The sequence below is a fragment of the Ochrobactrum vermis genome (genome assembly GCF_002975205.1).
Taxonomy (GTDB): Bacteria; Pseudomonadota; Alphaproteobacteria; order Rhizobiales; family Rhizobiaceae; genus Brucella; species Brucella vermis.
The window spans coordinates 2,490,497-2,506,878 of the sequence record NZ_PCOC01000001.1 but is presented as its reverse complement, the minus strand read 5'-3'; the positions used below and the strand labels follow the sequence as shown (position 1 = coordinate 2,506,878).

Sequence of the window (16,382 nt, the reverse complement as noted above, 5' to 3'; positions counted from 1 at the left end):
GGAGTTCACGGCGGCATAGTCCTGCTGCAAGAGTTATTGAAGAGGTAATCGCGGATGAAAGTCCTTGTCGCAGTGAAACGGGTTGTCGATTACAACGTTAAGATCCGTGTAAAGGGAGACGGTTCGGGCGTTGAGCTTGCGAACGTCAAGATGTCGATGAATCCGTTCGACGAGATCGCAGTTGAAGAAGCGATCCGACTGAAGGAAGCGGGCAAGGTGACGGAAATCGTTGCGGTTTCGGTCGGTCCGGCTCAGGCACAGGAAACGCTGCGCACGGCGCTCGCCATGGGCGCCGATCGCGCGATCCTTGTGAAGAGCGATGAAACGGTTGAGCCGCTCGGTGTTGCCAAGGTGCTGAAGGGCGTGGTCGATGCGGAAAAGCCGGACCTCGTCTTCCTCGGCAAGCAGGCCATCGACGACGATTCGAATCAGACCGGCCAGATGCTGTCGGCGCTCCTCAACTGGAGCCAGGCAACTTTTGCCTCGAAGGTGGAACTGGGCGACGGTTCGGCCAAGGTGACGCGCGAAGTTGACGGCGGTCTCCAGACCATCGACGTGAAGCTCCCGGCCATCGTTACGGTCGATCTGCGCCTGAACCAGCCGCGCTACGCATCGCTGCCGAACATCATGAAAGCCAAGAAGAAGCCGCTCGACGAAAAGTCGCCTGCCGATTTCGGCGCCGACATTGCGCCGCGCCTCAAGGTCCTGAAGACCGAAGAGCCAGGTGGACGCAAGGCTGGCGTAAAGGTCGGTTCAGTCTCTGAACTGGTCGAGAAGCTCAAGGCCGACGGCGTACTCTAAAGAAATCGGAAGGGACGAAATAAATGGCTATTCTTCTTATTGCCGAACACGACAATGCAACCCTTTCGGACCAGACGGCCAAGGCGCTGACGGCAGCTGCCCAGATCGGCGGCGACGTGGATGTTCTGGTTGCAGGCAAGGGTGCGAAGGCTGCTGCTGATGCCGCCTCCAAGCTTAAGGGCATACGCAAGGTTCTGCTGGCTGAAAGCGATGCGCTGGAAAACCGTCTGGCCGAGCCGACGGCAGCTCTCATTGTGGAACTGGCAGCCAACTACGACACGATCATTGCGCCGGCGACCACCTCGGCCAAGAACATCCTGCCGCGCGTTGCAGCCCTTCTCGATGTGATGCAGTTGTCCGAAATCATGGAAGTTGTGTCGGCGGATACGTTCAAGCGTCCGATCTATGCGGGCAATGCGATCCAGACGGTACAATCCACCGACGCCAAGAAGGTGATCACGGTCCGCACCGCCTCTTTCCAGGCAACGGGTGTCGGTGGTTCGGCTGCAGTTGAAAGCGTCAATGCAGCGGTCGATCCGGCGCTGTCGAGCTTCGTGGGCAACGCGCTCTCGGATTCGGACCGTCCAGAACTGACCTCGGCCAAGATCATCATCTCGGGTGGTCGTGCGCTTGGTTCGGCTGAAAAGTTCCAGGAAGTGATCCTGCCGGTTGCAGACAAACTCGGTGCGGCGGTCGGCGCCAGCCGTGCAGCTGTCGACGCGGGCTATGCGCCGAACGACTGGCAGGTCGGCCAGACGGGCAAGGTGGTTGCACCGGATCTCTACATCGCCGTCGGTATCTCCGGTGCGATCCAGCATCTGGCGGGCATGAAGGACTCACGCGTCATCGTCGCCATCAACAAGGACGAAGAAGCGCCGATCTTCCAGGTGGCAGATTATGGCCTCGTCGGTGATCTCTTTACAATTCTTCCTGAATTGCAAAAAGCGCTTTGATCGATCAGAAAGCGGCGGGCAAGTCCCGCCGCTTTTTCTTTATAGGAAGCCCTCCGGCATGAAAGCGCTGTTTTTGCCTTTCGCAATATGAGGGCTGTATCTGTCTTGGACGGAATTGGTATACTGGAGCATTTCCAGCAAAAGTGCGAAGCGGTTTTGCGTTGGAAAATGCGTAAAAACAAAAGATAGAGCATTTCCGTGTTTCCTGAATCATTGGAAATGCTCTAGGCCTCGGCTCCGTTCCGGAGCGGCTGAATGAAGGAGTTATGACTGTGGCAATCAAGACGGTAGGGGTGGTCGGCGCAGGACAGATGGGCAGCGGTATTGCTCATGTATGCGCGCTGGCCGGGTTCGATGTGCTTCTTCACGATGCGGCAGCGGATCGGCTCGAAAAGGGCATTGCCACCATCAATGGCAACATGGCGCGTCAGGTTTCTTCCGGCAAACTGCTTGAAGATCAGCGCGCCGCGGCGATGAAGCTTATCCGTCCGGCGAATTCCATGGCCGATCTGGCTGGCGTCGATCTCGCCATCGAAGCGGCAACCGAAGACGAAACCGTCAAGCGCAAGATCTTCGCGCAGCTTTGCTCGGCTTTGAACCCGCAGGCGATACTCGCGACCAACACGTCATCGATCTCGATCACGCGTCTCGCATCCACGACCGATCGTCCCGAGCGTTTTATCGGCATTCATTTCATGAATCCCGTGCCGGTGATGAAGCTTGTCGAACTGGTGCGTGGCATTGCCACCGATGAGGAAACCTTCCGCAAATCGAACGATTTCGTAACCGCGCTTGGCAAGACGATAACTGTTGCCGAGGATTTCCCGGCCTTTATCGTCAACCGTATCCTTTTGCCGATGATCAATGAGGCTATCTACACGCTTTATGAAGGCGTCGGCAGCGTCGAGGCGATCGATACGGCCATGAAGCTTGGTGCCAACCATCCAATGGGGCCGCTACAGCTCGCCGATTTCATTGGCCTCGATACCTGTCTGTCGATCATGCAGGTTCTGCACGACGGGCTGGCGGATTCCAAATATCGCCCATGTCCGCTTCTGGTCAAATATGTCGAGGCTGGATGGCTGGGTCGCAAGACAGGCCGTGGCTTTTACGATTATCGTGGCGAGCATCCGGTTCCGACGCGGTAATACTTATAAATTTTGCACGAAGAAGGCCGGTTCAATCCGGCCTTTTTCAATTGTGGCAGCAATTTGCGATCTGTGGAAAGCTTCAACATCCTTACCATTAACTTACTCTTAACCATAAGGGTTCAGAGCTTATTCATCTTTGATTGTTAAAGTTTTCATTAAGATGTTCGGAAATGAACAACGTTTCATGGTCCCGGTTGGACGGGACATGACGGGCATCCATTCCGAATAGCGTGTTTTTGACGAAGGTTAAGACGATGAGCATTCTTGTTCAGCTGCGTGACAGCGTTAATGTCATCCGCGAGTTCGTCGCACCGAGCTACAGGCCCGAGCGTTATTATATGCGCGGACCAGGACCGGCTTGCGCGGCGCGTACGCACCATTGATATGAGCACTTAAAGCCTTCCGTTCGTTTCACGCACGGCAGGTACGTTTGAAGTAAAGCCAGAACGGTTGCCCGCTCTGGCTTTTGTCTTTTGAGAACGCGCGCGTGAAATAGGCTATTCAAGGCCCTCGAACAGCGCCGTCGAAAGATAGCGCTCGGCAAAGGATGGAATGATGATGACGATATTCTTGCCAGCATTTTCCGGACGTTTGCCGATCTCGACAGCGGCCGCCAGAGCGGCGCCGGAAGAAATGCCGACCGGAATGCCTTCGAGACGGGCGAGCAGGCGCGCATTGGCGAAAGCGTCGTCGTTGGAAACCTGAACGACTTCGTCATAGATGCCGGTATCGAGCGTCTTTGGGGCAAAGCCTGCGCCGATGCCCTGAATCTTGTGCGGGCCGGGTGTTCCGCCCGAAAGAACGGGTGAATCCTTCGGCTCCACCGCGATTACCTTGAAGGACGGTTTGCGTCCCTTGATGACCTGGCCGACGCCAGTAATTGTGCCGCCGGTTCCGATGCCGGAGATCAGGATATCCGCTTCTCCATTGGTATCGTTCCAGATTTCCTCTGCCGTCGTGAGGCGATGAATTTCCGGGTTGGCAGGGTTTTCGAACTGTTGTGGGATGATCGCGTTCGGATTGCCTTCAGCAATGGCTTCTGCTTCGGCAATAGCGCCCTTCATGCCTTTTGCACCTTCGGTCAGAACCAGTTCAGCGCCAAGAAGCTTGAGAAGTTTCCGGCGTTCCACCGACATTGTTTCCGGCATGGTGAGGACGAGGCGATAGCCCTTGGCTGCAGCGGCAAAGGCGAGCGCAATGCCTGTATTGCCGGAAGTCGGTTCGACGAAGACCGTTTTGCCCGGTACGGCCTTGCCATCGCGTTCCAGCGCTTCGATCAGTGCCAGGCCGATACGGTCCTTCACACTTGCCAGAGGATTGAAGAATTCAAGCTTGGCGAGAAGGTTGGCTTCCACGCCCTTTTCCTTGGCGAACTTGTCGATACGCACAAGCGGGGTGTTGCCGATCGTGTCGAGAATGGAATCATAAATGCGGCCGCGACCTGCGGTTTTGCCGGTTTTCGGTTCGTTCAGGGGCTTGTTCATGGCTTGATCTCCCTATTGTCGCGCAAAGTTTAAGAGGAAACTGCGCAAAAGCATAGTTGGGTGCATGCGCTTGTCGTATCAAGTTTAGAAATTTATTCTTTATAATCGAATAAATTGGAAGTAAATTCCATCATAATTGGGAGTTGGCGTATTAGCTTGGGTTAAAGCTCGATTGATCCGCGTCAATGCGTTGCGACGGGGAGACGCGCACCATCGGGTATCAGGCAGCCAGGAGAACACGAATGTATAAGAACATACTGATCGCAACCGATGGATCGGAACTTGCCGAGAAAGGCGTCGACCAGGGCGTGGCGTTGGCCAAGGAAACGGGTGCCAGGGTTACCTTCGTTTCCGTGACCGAACTTCTGCCATCCTACGGTATCGTTGTCGCGGCGGAATGGGCATCGAGCCCGGCGGCGTTTCAGGAATATCGTGAGGCTATCACCAAGGCAGCCACCGAAATCCTAACGAAGGCAAAAGCCAAGGCAACGGAGATCGGCGTCAGCGTCGAGGCCGTGCATGTCGAAAATCAGTCCCCGGCGCAAGGCATCGTCGAGGCGGCGAATGCCAAGAATGCCGATCTGATCGTCATTGCATCGCATGGCCGTCGTGGCGTGAACAAATTGCTGCTGGGAAGTCAGGCTGCAGAGGTTCTGTCACTCAGCACTGTGCCGGTATTGGTCGTCAAATAATCGAGGGTATTTCTACCCAACCTGCATCTTCTGCCATTGCAGCGATTTCTCCAGAGAGCGTAACAACGCAAGAAGATTCTCGAAGACCTCTGTTAAGCTCCTCCTGTCCGAATACGGGCGGGAGGATTTTTCTCAAGGAGGTATTCATGACTGCGCCACGGCCTTCAAAGACCATGTTGGGCAATCATCCGCTTCATCCTGAAACGCAGATGCTCAATTACGGCTACGACCCGGAACTCTCCGAGGGAGCGGTCAAACCGCCGGTATTTCTGACGTCGACTTTCGTCTTCAAGACCGCAGAAGACGGGCGTGATTTTTTTGATTTTGTTTCAGGTCGCAAGGAGCCGCCCGCCGGAGTTGGCGCCGGTCTTGTCTATTCCCGTTTCAATCATCCCAACAGCGAGATCGTTGAAGATCGCCTCGCCGTCTATGAAGGCACCGAGAGCTGTGCGTTGTTTTCTTCCGGTATGTCGGCAATTGCCACGACGCTGTTCGCTTTCGCACGCCCCGGCGATGTCATTTTACATTCGCAACCACTCTACGGTGGCACGGAAACGCTCCTTGCCAAGACATTTCTCAATTTCGGCGTCGAAGCGGTCGCCTTCGCTGATGGCGTGCACGAAGCCTCGATAGAACAGGCTGCTGAACAGGCCGTTCGCAAGGGACGCGTTTCGGTGATTTTGATCGAGACGCCCGCCAATCCCACCAACAGCATTGTCGATATTGCGGCCATCCGGCGCGTCGCGGAAAAAATCGAACAAAAGCAGGGACACCGTCCGATTATTGCCTGCGACAACACTTTGCTTGGCCCGGTTTACCAGAAGCCGCTCGACCATGGTGCCGATCTTTCGGTCTATTCGCTGACCAAATATGTTGGCGGACATTCAGATCTGATTGCCGGGGCGGTGCTGGGTGCCAAGGCTGTTGTAAAGCAGGTCAAGGCATTGCGCGGTGCTATCGGTACACAACTTGATCCGCATTCATGCTGGATGTTGGGGCGTTCGCTTGAAACGCTCGGACTACGCATGGAGCGCGCCAACAGCAACGCCCAGGCAATCGCGGAGTTTCTGCGCGATCATCCGAAGGTGGAGAAATTGCACTATCTTCCATTTGAGGATGAGAGCTCGGACGTCGGTGCGCTTTTCAAGCGCCAATGCAGCGGTGCGGGTTCGACTTTCTCTTTCGATATCGAAGGCGGGCAGGCGGCGGCATTCCGCTTCCTGAACGCGCTTCAGATATTGAAGCTTGCTGTCAGTCTCGGCGGTACGGAGTCACTTGCGAGCCACCCGGCTGCGATGACCCATTCGGGCGTTCCCGTCGACGTGAGAGAGCGTATCGGCGTATTGGAATCGACGATCCGGCTTTCCATCGGTATCGAACATCCGGACGATCTGATCGCCGATCTGGCGCAGGCGCTTGAAGCGGCGTGACGAAATAAAACGTGTGGTGGGATAAATGGTGCGGGTGGTCGGAATCGAACCGACACTCCTTTCGGAACCGGATTTTGAGTCCGGCGCGTCTACCAGTTCCACCACACCCGCACATTTCTGCCGAAGCAGTTCGATATGGTCCAAGGGACAGCGGGTTGGGATATACCGGCTAAACGAAACGAGGTCAATTGCTCAAAAGTGCAGCTTCCACCGCTCTCCGTACGGATAGCGGGCGGAGCAAAGAAGTAATGACACACAACTCAATCAGCCGTTCGTCGCAACGGCTGTATTTTCGTCAAAGAACCCTGTTCCTGATCGTATCAGGCGCAACAGGCTCCATGGGATCGAGCGACTTAAAGAGCATCCCGAAAAGTGTGAAACGGTTTTCGGAAAAGATGCATGGTTCAAAACAATCAGTTAGAGCGCCGATCTGCTTCAATCAGATTGAAACGCACTCCAAGATAAGTCGCCGCTATTTATCTGTGTATGTTCGCCTCGACCAGATTCCAGAAGACCAGCAAGGCGATGAAACCCAGCAGGACGTAATCCAGCGTGCTGACATAGTGAAAATATTCCATAGCGCATCTCCTTCCCCGGGAGGGCGCGATAGCGTTTGAGCCAGGCGGAAGCTTTACAATTTTATCCGGGCTCCAGGCACTCATTTAAAGTGCCGGATTGCACCGGTGTGGACCTCCTAATCCACCTGTCCATGCGCTCTCCCAAGACAAAGTGTATCATGCTTTGTCGGATGGCTCAAATCATTGGTTCGGCTGATATAATCAGCTATCTGCGCGACACCGTGCGTTCTAGTTCGACCTTGCGACATTGGCTTTCCGGCAGTTGGCAAAGCGGTCCAGCGCCTGATCATAGACCGAGGTTTTAATACCCATCATGCCAATGATCGTGTGGAACAGATTGTCGTGTGAAGAAGGTGCGGCGGCATCCTGTCTGACGCAAGCCGTATCGAGCTTGGTGGCATTGGCGTAGTCCGGTGAGAACCACGCGACGAAAGGAATATGCGTCTGTTCGTCAGGAGCAATAAAATAGGGCGCCGCATGAAGATAAAGGCCATCTTCGCCAAGCGATTCGCCATGATCGGACATGTAGATCATGGCAGGGGCAAAGCGGTCTTCGCTCGCCTTGAGGACGTTGATGACCTCCGACAGTATATGGTCGGTATAGAGGATCGAATTGTCATAGGCGTTGACGATCTGGTCTGTCGTGCAGTCGGAAAATTCGCTCGTGCGGCACTCCGGTGTAAACTTGGCAAATTCCGGCGGATAGCGGCGATAATAGGATGGTCCGTGACTGCCCGTCATATGCAGGACGATGGTCGCATTGCCTTTCACACCTTTCAGGTGATCGCGTAGCTGGTCGACCAGAATCTGGTCGAGACATTCGCCACCTTCGCAATATTGCGCATTATTCGAATTCTGCAGATCGACCGTCGGTATGCGGTCCGACACGCCCTTACTGCCGGTGTTGTTCTCGTACCATACAACCTGTACGTCAGCATGCTTGAGAACATCCATCAGATTTTCCGAGCCATGGAACTTGGAGCTCGAATAATCCTCGCGCGTAAAGGGCGAGAACATGCATGGCACGGAAACAGAAGTGTCTGTTCCGCAGCTTGTCGTGTTCGTGAAGGTGACGATATCCTGCTGCTTGAGTTCGGGATTGGTCTCGCGCGGGTAGCCGTAAAGGCTGAAATTCTGGGCGCGGGCCGTTTCGCCCACCACGACAACCGTCAGCAGTTTTTTGCCCGATGCAATCGGCGGCAATGTCTGTTTGGCATCGAGCCCGAGTGGTTGCATCACGATTTGCCTGTCATTCAGGTCGCGCGCGACATATTGCACCGTACTCTTGAGCGGCGTGCCGGGCATCAGTCGTTCCATGATGTCGGAGCGATGCTCGCGATACATCGAGGAGAAACTGCCGTAATCCGAACCGATCAGCGCAATGGCGACGGCCAGGCAGACGATGATCGAAACCGTATTGACGAGAAGCTTTTGCAGCAGAGGCCGATGCTTCACGCGAATCCAGATGATGAGAAGCGAGGGAATGACGGCGTAAAGCAGCATATGCAGCAGAAAGCCCGTCGTTATCAGATGGCCCGACTCGGCCTTTGTCGTCGTGAGCGTTGCCTCAACCACATTTCGGTCGATGATCGTGCCGAAAGTATCCGTGAAATAGGATCCGCCTGCGGCGACCCATATGGCGAAAATCAGAACCGGCTTGATGATATATTTCGCCGAGAAAGCCATCAGGACGGCAATATGGATGAGAAGAAGGGCCGCCGCCGCAACAACGAGCTTTTGCGGATGATCGGAGAAATAGGCGATCAAGCGCTGCCAGAAAGAAGTGTTGGTGAAGGCAAGGAGATAAATCGCGGTCAGGACGCAAAGCGTACCGCTGGCAATGGTCGGGCGTCGAAATCGCATTCCTGAACCTTCACAATTCGATATGGGCGAGTATGGGCCGGTACAGGCCGATAGTTGCCGTTGCGGGCGAAGCTTCGCAGGGCTTGTGCGAAACTGCAATCGCAACTTTCTTTGTCGGATAAATCCGCTGATCGGTGATTCAGGACAGTGATTTCGGGGCTTTTTTAAGGTGAACTTAAGTTCACCCCTATTTCCTTTCGGCGAAGCTGCGGATGCGATTGCGCACGATGCGGGCCAGATTGCGTGTTCGCTGATAGAGATGGATCTGCGAGGCAGCCTGACGGACAAGCTTGTCCGCAGATGGATTGAGACCGATCACCAGAGTTTCGATTGTCTCGCGTTTGTCGAACAACCGCATCATGACCGGATGATCTGGAACGGCGCAGGAATCGGTGCGGTTGATATTCGGATCGTTCAGATGGTTCTTCACGACTTCGATCATCAGAAGCACACCGGGTGACCAGGCGTTCAGGCTCTCGTCATAGGCTGTCTTCCAGGTCCAGGCTTCGCCCGAAACAGTAAAGACGATCAGAATAGCGATGACCCGTCCATCAAGTTCAAGCGTGTGCACGCGCACGCAGTCGCGCTCGGCAAGATTGTTGACCGCCTCGCGGGCGAAAGCCGCGCGAAACCGGTCGACGGCCATGGCGGTGCCGCGCTTGCCTTTCCAGCCGCTCGCTTCAAGGGTCAGGAAATGTTCGAATGCGTGGCGCACTTCGTCAGACGTGCGGGCGACGCGATAGGCAAGCTCGCCTTTTTCCGCCAGCCGACGCCACAGACGATTATAGTCCCGGCGATGGTGCGCGCCGATTGCCTCTTTGATATAGGCGTCGCCATCCAGCTCGCTTTGGAGGAAGGGGCGCTCCTTCTGTTCTATGGCGACCAAAGGCAGTTGTCGGCCAACAGCAACCGAACGGATCAGTTTTGCCGCCGGGCCATTGGCTCGCATTTCCGGCAAGACAAGCACATCGGGCAGTTTGAGATGCTGGCGCGCCAGAATATCGAACAGGTCCTCCAGCACGCCGACAGGGTCGTCGTGATCGATCAGCGGTGTGCCCTGAGGCCCGAACGGTGTGGACCAGGCGCGGATCACGGGCGTCGAAAGCGGTAGGCCGGGACGCTCGATCGTATAGGGCATAACGAAGCGCAAGCGGCTGCGGATTTCGTTCTCGTCGCGCATGACCATGAAGCGAACCTCGCGATCTTCAAGGCGCGGCATGGCTGGCGCCAGGAACCGCGCATTGAAGAAGACGTTCGGCTCGACCGTACGGTTGCTCAAGTGATCGAGTTCATCCCGCAACTCGAAGCCGGCTGCTGCGCCATAGATTGCGAGCTTGCGCGGTATATCGCGGCTATGAAGGCTTTCCTCAAGCTTCTTGGCGGCTTCATGGGCCACGCCGCTTTCGGAAAGTTCCGAAACGATGTGGGCTGCATTTCCGCCTGCCGATTCTTCAAGCAAAGGTTTCGCGGCCATTACAAAGTCCCCTCCGAGGTCTTGGTACGGTCTCGTGGAATGAGAATGAACATGGTTATGTGCAAGGTGCGTGATACGGCTGCCGAAAGAAGTGCTGCTTCCATCAGCATGGCGATGGCTGTCGAAATGGCGGCGCCCGTCAGGCCGAGGCGCGGTATCAGCACCAGATTGAGAATGACGTTGACGGCAAGTGTGGCTGCGTAGAGCAAGGCGCAGATATTCTGTTTTCCCGACATGTTGAGGAGGCTTTCCGCAGGGCCGACACTGGCGCGCGCGATTACCCCGATGATGAGGATGAACAGAAGTGGGTAGCCGGCAGTGAAGGCGGGGCCGAAAAGCCGCAGAAGCGGATAGCCTGCCAGCAGAATGACGACACCCAGAAAAAGTGTCGGCCAGAATGTCCAGCGAACGGAGGCTTCGGCAAAGCTTGCAAATGCGGCGCGGTCGCCGCTATGCAGCAGGTCCGAATAGCGCTGGGCGACGCTCGCCTTCACGGCAAAATAGACGAAATGGGCAAGCGCCATGATCTTCGTTGCCGCAAAGTAGATTGCAACGTGTTCAGGGTCGAGTGCGTGACCCACCATCAGCACATCGACGTTGATGAGCAGGAAGAAAAACCCTTCGACAAGGAAAATCGGCAGGGCAACCTTCATCCATTCGCCAAAGCGCTGGTCGCGCGATGCCGGGGGTATATCTTTTTCCAGTGAGCGGCCGACCGTCAGAAATTGTCCGACGGTTGTGAGCCAGGTCGCAGCGATTGATACCGCCAGCGCGACGGTGGCCGTGGAGGGTAACCCTGCCTCATGCGCGATGATCATGAACAGGAGGACCAGAAGCGGGCGGACTATATAGCTTGGTGTCAGCGCCATCATCACCCAGGTGCGCGAGCGCGCTATGCCGTCGAGCATATTACCGAGCGTAATCATCGGCAGGCAGATGAAACCGAGGATGAACGGCACAAGATAATAGCTCGTGACATGGTCCTTGAGCAGGAGCAGCAAGGCCACCCCCAGAAGCGCGATGAGTGTGGCGGCTGTGAAAGCGAAAATACGCCCGGTCAGGATAATACCGCGCACGAGGCCGAACATCTGGCGCTGCACATATTCCGGGACGTAACGGATAATGGTTGTGTGCAGTCCGAAACAGGCCAGATCGCCGATGATGATCATGGTCAACCAGACGAGGACAAAAATGCCGTATTCGAATTCACCCATCCAGCGGGCCAGAATGACTTGAGACAGGAGTGCGATGGCGGCACTCGCAATGCGCACGGAAAAGGCGACAAGGGAAGAACGCTGCGCGCTTGCCTGCGGTCCGCTATCCGTAAGCACAGCATCCAGCCGCTCCGTCACAGGACGAAGTCTGGCTGCGATCCTGCCGGGTAGAAACCGGCTCGCCATTTCAGCCGCCGAAAACCGCACTACTTGCCAACCCTGTCTTTGCAAGCCTCTCGGGACTTGCTTGTTCTGCACCGGATAACCCGGTTTTTCACGCCCATGCTCTGTTAATCAAGAGGCGCATGAAAACCTTAGACAGGAGTTCTTTATAAAGAGAAAAAGAAAAAGTCTAATCTGCCGAAGTTCGCAAGACTTCAAGGAATGGTGAGTATTTCCTAAATGCCATCTATATTTGAGATATCTAAAATAAGAAAGGCAGTATCACTGCCTTCGGCTTATATCGGCATTGGTTGCTTGATTGAAAAAACAAACCCCGGCAAATGGCTTGCCGGGGTTTGTTTGTTAGAGACGACGATTGAGCTCGCTCACATCACTCGAAAGCGCCGTGGCAGTGCTTGTACTTCTTGCCGGAGCCGCACGGGCATGGTTCGTTGCGGCTGACCTTGCCCCAGGTCCGTGGGTCGGCCGGATCGCGTTCGGCAGCAGGCACGTTGCGCTCGTCGTGCTGATGTTCAGACCAGGACGCTTCGTCGAAATCGTTTTCGCCTGTCGTGCTGTCGATATGACGGCCGGTCATCGGCGGCAATTCCGGTTCAGGCGGCGCTTCGCGAACGATCTCGACGCGCATCAGCTGCGAGATAACCACTTCGCGCAGATTCGCAAGCATCGACTGGAACAGCTCGAAAGCTTCGGTCTTGTATTCGTTCAGCGGATCGCGCTGGGCGTAACCACGGAAACCGACCACCGAGCGCAGATGGTCGAGATTGACAAGATGCTCGCGCCACAGATTGTCGAGCGACTGCATGATCACAGATTTCTCGACATAGGTCATGATCTGCGGGCCGAAGCGTTCGGCCTTTTCGGCTGCAGCCTTGTCGGCGGCTTCCTTGATGCGGTTTTCAAACTCTTCTTCCGCAATGCCTTCTTCCTTGGCCCAATCCTCGATTGGAAGGTCGAGATTGAGCTTGGAGATGATGTCTTCCTTCAGACCGGCAATATCCCACTTTTCTGCATAAGCATCTTTCGGGATGCGCAGGGCGACCATGTCCTCTATGACCTCGTGGCGCATTTCGCCGACGATCTCGGTCAGGTCTTCTTCGTCCATCATTTCCAGACGCTGTTCGAAGATCACCTTGCGCTGATCGTTCATCACATCGTCGTATTTCAGAAGATTCTTGCGGATTTCGAAGTTACGGGCTTCGACCTTCTTCTGCGCCTTTTCAAGCGCCTTGTTGATCCAGGGGTGGACGATGGCTTCGTCTTCCTTGAGGCCGAGCTTCTGCAGCATGCTGTCCATGCGGTCGGAACCGAAGATGCGCATCAGATCGTCCTGCAGCGACAGGAAAAACTTGGAACGGCCCGGATCGCCCTGACGGCCGGAGCGGCCGCGCAGCTGGTTGTCGATGCGGCGGCTTTCATGACGCTCGGTGGCGAGAACGTAAAGCCCGCCAGCGGCCAAAGCCTTCTCCTTCAGCTGCGCAATGTCAGCTTTGATTTCTGCAATCTTGGCGTCGCGTTCTGGGCCTTCCGGAACATCGGTCAGTTCCTGACGAACGCGCATTTCCAGATTGCCGCCGAGCTGGATATCGGTACCGCGACCGGCCATATTGGTGGCGATGGTGACGGTTCCAGGCACGCCGGCCTGTGCAATGATAAAGGCTTCCTGCTCGTGATAGCGGGCGTTCAGGACCTGGAAGTCCTTGATGCCTTCCTTGCGAAGGCGTTCGGCGAGCTGCTCCGACTTTTCGATCGAGGTCGTGCCGACGAGGATCGGTTGGCCCTTTTCGTGCGAGGCGCGAATGTCACGAACGATGGCTTTGTATTTTTCTTCGACAGTGCGATAGACTTCATCGTCTTCGTCGATACGCTTAACCGGCAGATTGGTCGGAATCTCGAGCACTTCGAGGCCGTAAATATTGCCGAATTCTTCGGCTTCCGTCGAAGCCGTACCGGTCATGCCCGACAGCTTGTTATACATGCGGAAATAGTTCTGGAAGGTGATCGACGCCAGCGTCTGGTTTTCCGGCTGGATCGTCACCTGTTCCTTGGCTTCCAGCGCCTGATGCAGGCCTTCCGAATAACGGCGGCCCGGCATCATACGACCGGTAAACTCGTCGATGATGACAATTTCGTCGTTGCGGACAATGTAGTCCTTGTCGCGCTGGAACAGTTTGTGAGCGCGCAACGCATTGTTCAGGTGGTGAACGACGGCAACGTTTTCGATGTCGTAAAGGCTTTCACCCTTGAGGTGGCCTGCCGCTTCCAGAAGTTGTTCGACCTTTTCGGTGCCGACTTCGGTGAAAATGGCGGTCTTCTGCTTTTCATCGACTTCGTAATCTTCGTCCGCCAGCGGCGGAATGAAGGTGTCGATGAGATTGTAGAACTCCGAACGATCTTCCAGCGGGCCGGAAATGATCAGCGGCGTGCGCGCTTCGTCGATGAGGATCGAGTCCACTTCGTCGACGATGGCGTAATTATGCGGACGCTGCACCATCTGGGCGCGCTCATACTTCATATTATCGCGCAGATAATCGAAGCCGAGTTCGTTATTGGTGCCGTAGGTGATGTCGCAGGCATAGGCCGCACGGCGCTCATCGTCATCAAGGCCATGCTTGATGACACCGACGGTGAGGCCGAGGAAGTTGTAAAGCTGGCCCATGGTTTCGGCGTCACGGGTGGCGAGATAGTCGTTCACCGTCACGACATGGACGCCCTTGCCCTCAAGCGCGTTGAGGTAGACCGGCAGGGTCGCCATCAAGGTCTTGCCTTCACCGGTACGCATTTCGGCGATGCCGCGTTCGTGCAGAACCATGCCACCGATCAGCTGCACGTCGAACGGGCGCATGCCGAGCACGCGCTTCGCGGCTTCACGCGCCGTCGCAAACGCGTCGGGCAGAATGGCGTCGAGCGTCTTTCCGTCAGCCAGCGCGGCGCGGAGTTCGGCGGTCTTGGCCTGAAGCTGCTCGTTGGTGAGCGTTTCGTAATTCTTCTCAAGCGCGGTAATCTGTTGCGCACGCTGACGCAGGGTCTTTACCTGACGGTCATTGGATGAACCGAATATCTTGCGGGCGAGGCCGCCAAAGCTGACCATCACTGGTCCTTTCCTGTCCGTTCAGCCGGAAGCGCTTCCGGCGCCATAGCCCTTTTCGATTTCACTGAAATTCTCGAAAGGCGCTAACTCTTTGTTTTATCGCATTTTCGAACACAAAACCGCTTCGCACTTTTGCTGATAATGCTTCGTCGAATGCTTTATTCACGCGTATTGAACCAATTGCAAGAAAACTGCATCGTGAAAGCTGCCAGGTACGGCGCATTTCCGGCGCAATTCACCCGCCCCTTACTGGACGTAAAGCCGAAGGACAGATAAGAGGGGCTTCGGGCGATGTCAACGTTGCTCTAAGGGCTGGAAAACCTTTCCTTTGTTGCAATATAGGAGGTATCCGGGCCAAATTCCGCCGCATTCATCGGGCCGGTAAGCGGTCACGAAGGAGAGAATTCCATATGAAAGCCATTCTGAAAGCCCCTTATCGCAAGGCTCTCGCTGTCGTCGGCATGTCTCTGGCAGCCTCTGTGGCGCTGGCAAGCTACTCAGGTGCCGCATTCGCACAGGATGCTGCCCAGAGCACTGAAAAGCCTGCCGCAGCCCCTGCAGAGAAGGAAGACCCGTCCAAGGTTCTGGCCACCGTCAACGGCAAGGATATCACGGTTGGTGAGGTCGATCAGGCTGCAGGCGATCTCGATCCGCAGTTCTCGCGCCTTCCTGCCGAGCAGCGCCGTCTGGCTGCGCTCGCCGCCCTGATCGACATCAAGGCGATGGCTGGTGAAGCGGAAAAGGAAAAGCTGGACCAGTCTCAGGAATTCAAGGATCGCATGGCGTTCCTGCGCGAGCGTGCGCTCCATAATGAATATTTCAAGGATGCGATTGTCGACAAGATCAGCGATGCCGATGTCCGTGCTCGTTACGACAAGGAAATCGCGGCCATGCCGCCGCAGGTAGAAGTGCGTGCGCGTCACATCCTCGTGAAGACGAAGGAAGAAGCCGAAGCGATCATCAAGAAGCTTGAAGGCGGCGCCAAGTTCGAGGATCTTGCCAAGGAAAGCTCCACCGACGGCACGGCTGCCAATGGTGGTGATCTTGGTTATTTCAGCGAAGGTCAGATGGTGCCGGAGTTTGAAAAAGCCGCCCTTGCGCTCAAGCCAGGTGAATACACCAAGGAGCCGGTACAGACCCAGTTCGGCTTCCATGTGATCCAGCTGGAAGATCGCCGCACCAAGCAGCCGCCGGCATTCGATCAGGTTAAGGACCAGATCCGTTCGATCATCATGCGCGAGCGTTATGTCGAAGCGGTCAAGAAGCTGCGTGACGGCATGAAAATCGACTACAAGGATCCGGCTGTCGAGAAAGCCATGAAGGATGCCGCCGCTGCCCAGGAAGGGGCGGACAAGGACGGAGCCCCGGAAGAGGCTGCTCCGCAGCAGTAAAATTTCACTTCAAGCATCAACGCCCCGGCTTGCCGGGGCGTTTTTTATTTCGATCTTGCGTTTCCGCTTGATTTTAG

At 55.8% G+C, this 16,382-nt stretch carries 12 protein-coding genes and 1 tRNA gene; 7 read left to right on the top strand and 6 right to left on the bottom strand.

Annotated elements, in window-relative coordinates:
- The first annotated feature begins 54 nt into the window (after positions 1-54).
- The 4 genes from CQZ93_RS12410 (at position 55) to CQZ93_RS26940 (ending at position 3,288) form a co-directional block, all read left to right on the top strand.
- Complete coding sequence (locus CQZ93_RS12410) at positions 55-801, top strand: electron transfer flavoprotein subunit beta/FixA family protein (protein WP_010657517.1); 747 nt, start codon at positions 55-57, stop codon at positions 799-801.
- Positions 802-824: 23 nt separating this feature from the next.
- Positions 825-1,754 (top strand): electron transfer flavoprotein subunit alpha/FixB family protein, encoded by a 930-nt coding sequence (locus tag CQZ93_RS12405; RefSeq protein ID WP_105542814.1) that lies wholly within the window; start codon positions 825-827, stop codon positions 1,752-1,754.
- Between the two features lie 272 nt (positions 1,755-2,026).
- Entirely contained in the window at positions 2,027-2,902 is an 876-nt protein-coding gene (locus CQZ93_RS12400) for a 3-hydroxybutyryl-CoA dehydrogenase (RefSeq protein WP_174977406.1), read from the top strand.
- A gap of 257 nt (positions 2,903-3,159) precedes the next feature.
- Positions 3,160-3,288 (top strand): hypothetical protein, encoded by a 129-nt coding sequence (locus tag CQZ93_RS26940; protein WP_286153199.1) that lies wholly within the window; start codon positions 3,160-3,162, stop codon positions 3,286-3,288.
- A 114-nt stretch (positions 3,289-3,402) separates the two neighbouring features.
- On the opposite strand, the gene cysK is transcribed toward CQZ93_RS26940, so the two are convergent.
- Positions 3,403-4,389, bottom strand: coding sequence for a cysteine synthase A (gene cysK / locus CQZ93_RS12395; protein WP_105542812.1), 987 nt, complete (start codon positions 4,387-4,389; stop codon positions 3,403-3,405).
- Positions 4,390-4,631: 242 nt separating this feature from the next.
- On the opposite strand from cysK, the gene CQZ93_RS12390 reads away from it, so the two are divergent.
- Together CQZ93_RS12390 and CQZ93_RS12385 are read left to right on the top strand one after the other, a co-directional pair.
- Positions 4,632-5,081: a universal stress protein gene (locus CQZ93_RS12390; protein ID WP_105542811.1), complete on the top strand. Its 450-nt coding sequence runs from the start codon at positions 4,632-4,634 to the stop codon at positions 5,079-5,081.
- Between the two features lie 146 nt (positions 5,082-5,227).
- Positions 5,228-6,511: a cystathionine gamma-synthase family protein gene (locus CQZ93_RS12385; protein ID WP_105542810.1), complete on the top strand. Its 1,284-nt coding sequence runs from the start codon at positions 5,228-5,230 to the stop codon at positions 6,509-6,511.
- A gap of 26 nt (positions 6,512-6,537) precedes the next feature.
- Here the strand turns inward: CQZ93_RS12385 and CQZ93_RS12380 are convergent.
- From CQZ93_RS12380 to secA, 5 genes are all read right to left on the bottom strand, one after another.
- Positions 6,538-6,622, bottom strand: a tRNA-Leu gene (locus CQZ93_RS12380).
- A 695-nt stretch (positions 6,623-7,317) separates the two neighbouring features.
- A complete protein-coding gene (locus CQZ93_RS12375) occupies positions 7,318-8,952 on the bottom strand; it encodes a phosphoethanolamine transferase (protein ID WP_105542809.1) in 1,635 nt (544 codons plus the stop codon).
- Between the two features lie 187 nt (positions 8,953-9,139).
- Positions 9,140-10,426, bottom strand: a complete 1,287-nt coding sequence (gene bspF / locus CQZ93_RS12370; RefSeq protein WP_105542808.1) for a type IV secretion system effector crotonyl transferase BspF — start codon at positions 10,424-10,426, stop codon at positions 9,140-9,142.
- Positions 10,426-11,826, bottom strand: a complete 1,401-nt coding sequence (locus CQZ93_RS12365) for a lipopolysaccharide biosynthesis protein (RefSeq protein WP_286153195.1) — start codon at positions 11,824-11,826, stop codon at positions 10,426-10,428. Before CQZ93_RS12365 ends, bspF begins: the two co-directional genes overlap by 1 nt.
- Before the next feature lie 367 nt (positions 11,827-12,193).
- The gene (gene secA / locus CQZ93_RS12360) at positions 12,194-14,914 is read right to left on the bottom strand and encodes a preprotein translocase subunit SecA (RefSeq protein WP_105542807.1); all 2,721 of its coding nucleotides are present in this window, start codon (positions 14,912-14,914) and stop codon (positions 12,194-12,196) included.
- A 410-nt stretch (positions 14,915-15,324) separates the two neighbouring features.
- Here secA and CQZ93_RS12355 point away from each other — a divergent pair, with 410 nt between their 5' ends.
- Complete coding sequence (locus CQZ93_RS12355; RefSeq protein ID WP_105542806.1) at positions 15,325-16,305, top strand: peptidylprolyl isomerase; 981 nt, start codon at positions 15,325-15,327, stop codon at positions 16,303-16,305.
- The last annotated feature ends 77 nt before the right edge of the window (positions 16,306-16,382 follow it).

Bases quoted from the DNA above. Each gene is read 5' to 3' on its own strand.
- CQZ93_RS12410 (WP_010657517.1), top strand. From the start codon at position 55: ATGAAAGTCCTTGTCGCAGTGAAACGGGTTGTCGATTACAACGTTAAG.
- CQZ93_RS12355 (WP_105542806.1), top strand. From the start codon at position 15,325: ATGAAAGCCATTCTGAAAGCCCCTTATCGCAAGGCTCTCGCTGTCGTC.
- CQZ93_RS12385 (WP_105542810.1), top strand. From the start codon at position 5,228: ATGACTGCGCCACGGCCTTCAAAGACCATGTTGGGCAATCATCCGCTT.
- CQZ93_RS12365 (WP_286153195.1), bottom strand. From the start codon at position 11,826: ATGGCGAGCCGGTTTCTACCCGGCAGGATCGCAGCCAGACTTCGTCCT.
- CQZ93_RS12375 (WP_105542809.1), bottom strand. From the start codon at position 8,952: ATGCGATTTCGACGCCCGACCATTGCCAGCGGTACGCTTTGCGTCCTG.
- CQZ93_RS26940 (WP_286153199.1), top strand. From the start codon at position 3,160: ATGAGCATTCTTGTTCAGCTGCGTGACAGCGTTAATGTCATCCGCGAG.
- secA (WP_105542807.1), bottom strand. From the start codon at position 14,914: ATGGTCAGCTTTGGCGGCCTCGCCCGCAAGATATTCGGTTCATCCAAT.
- CQZ93_RS12390 (WP_105542811.1), top strand. From the start codon at position 4,632: ATGTATAAGAACATACTGATCGCAACCGATGGATCGGAACTTGCCGAG.
- CQZ93_RS12405 (WP_105542814.1), top strand. From the start codon at position 825: ATGGCTATTCTTCTTATTGCCGAACACGACAATGCAACCCTTTCGGAC.
- cysK (WP_105542812.1), bottom strand. From the start codon at position 4,389: ATGAACAAGCCCCTGAACGAACCGAAAACCGGCAAAACCGCAGGTCGC.
- bspF (WP_105542808.1), bottom strand. From the start codon at position 10,426: ATGGCCGCGAAACCTTTGCTTGAAGAATCGGCAGGCGGAAATGCAGCC.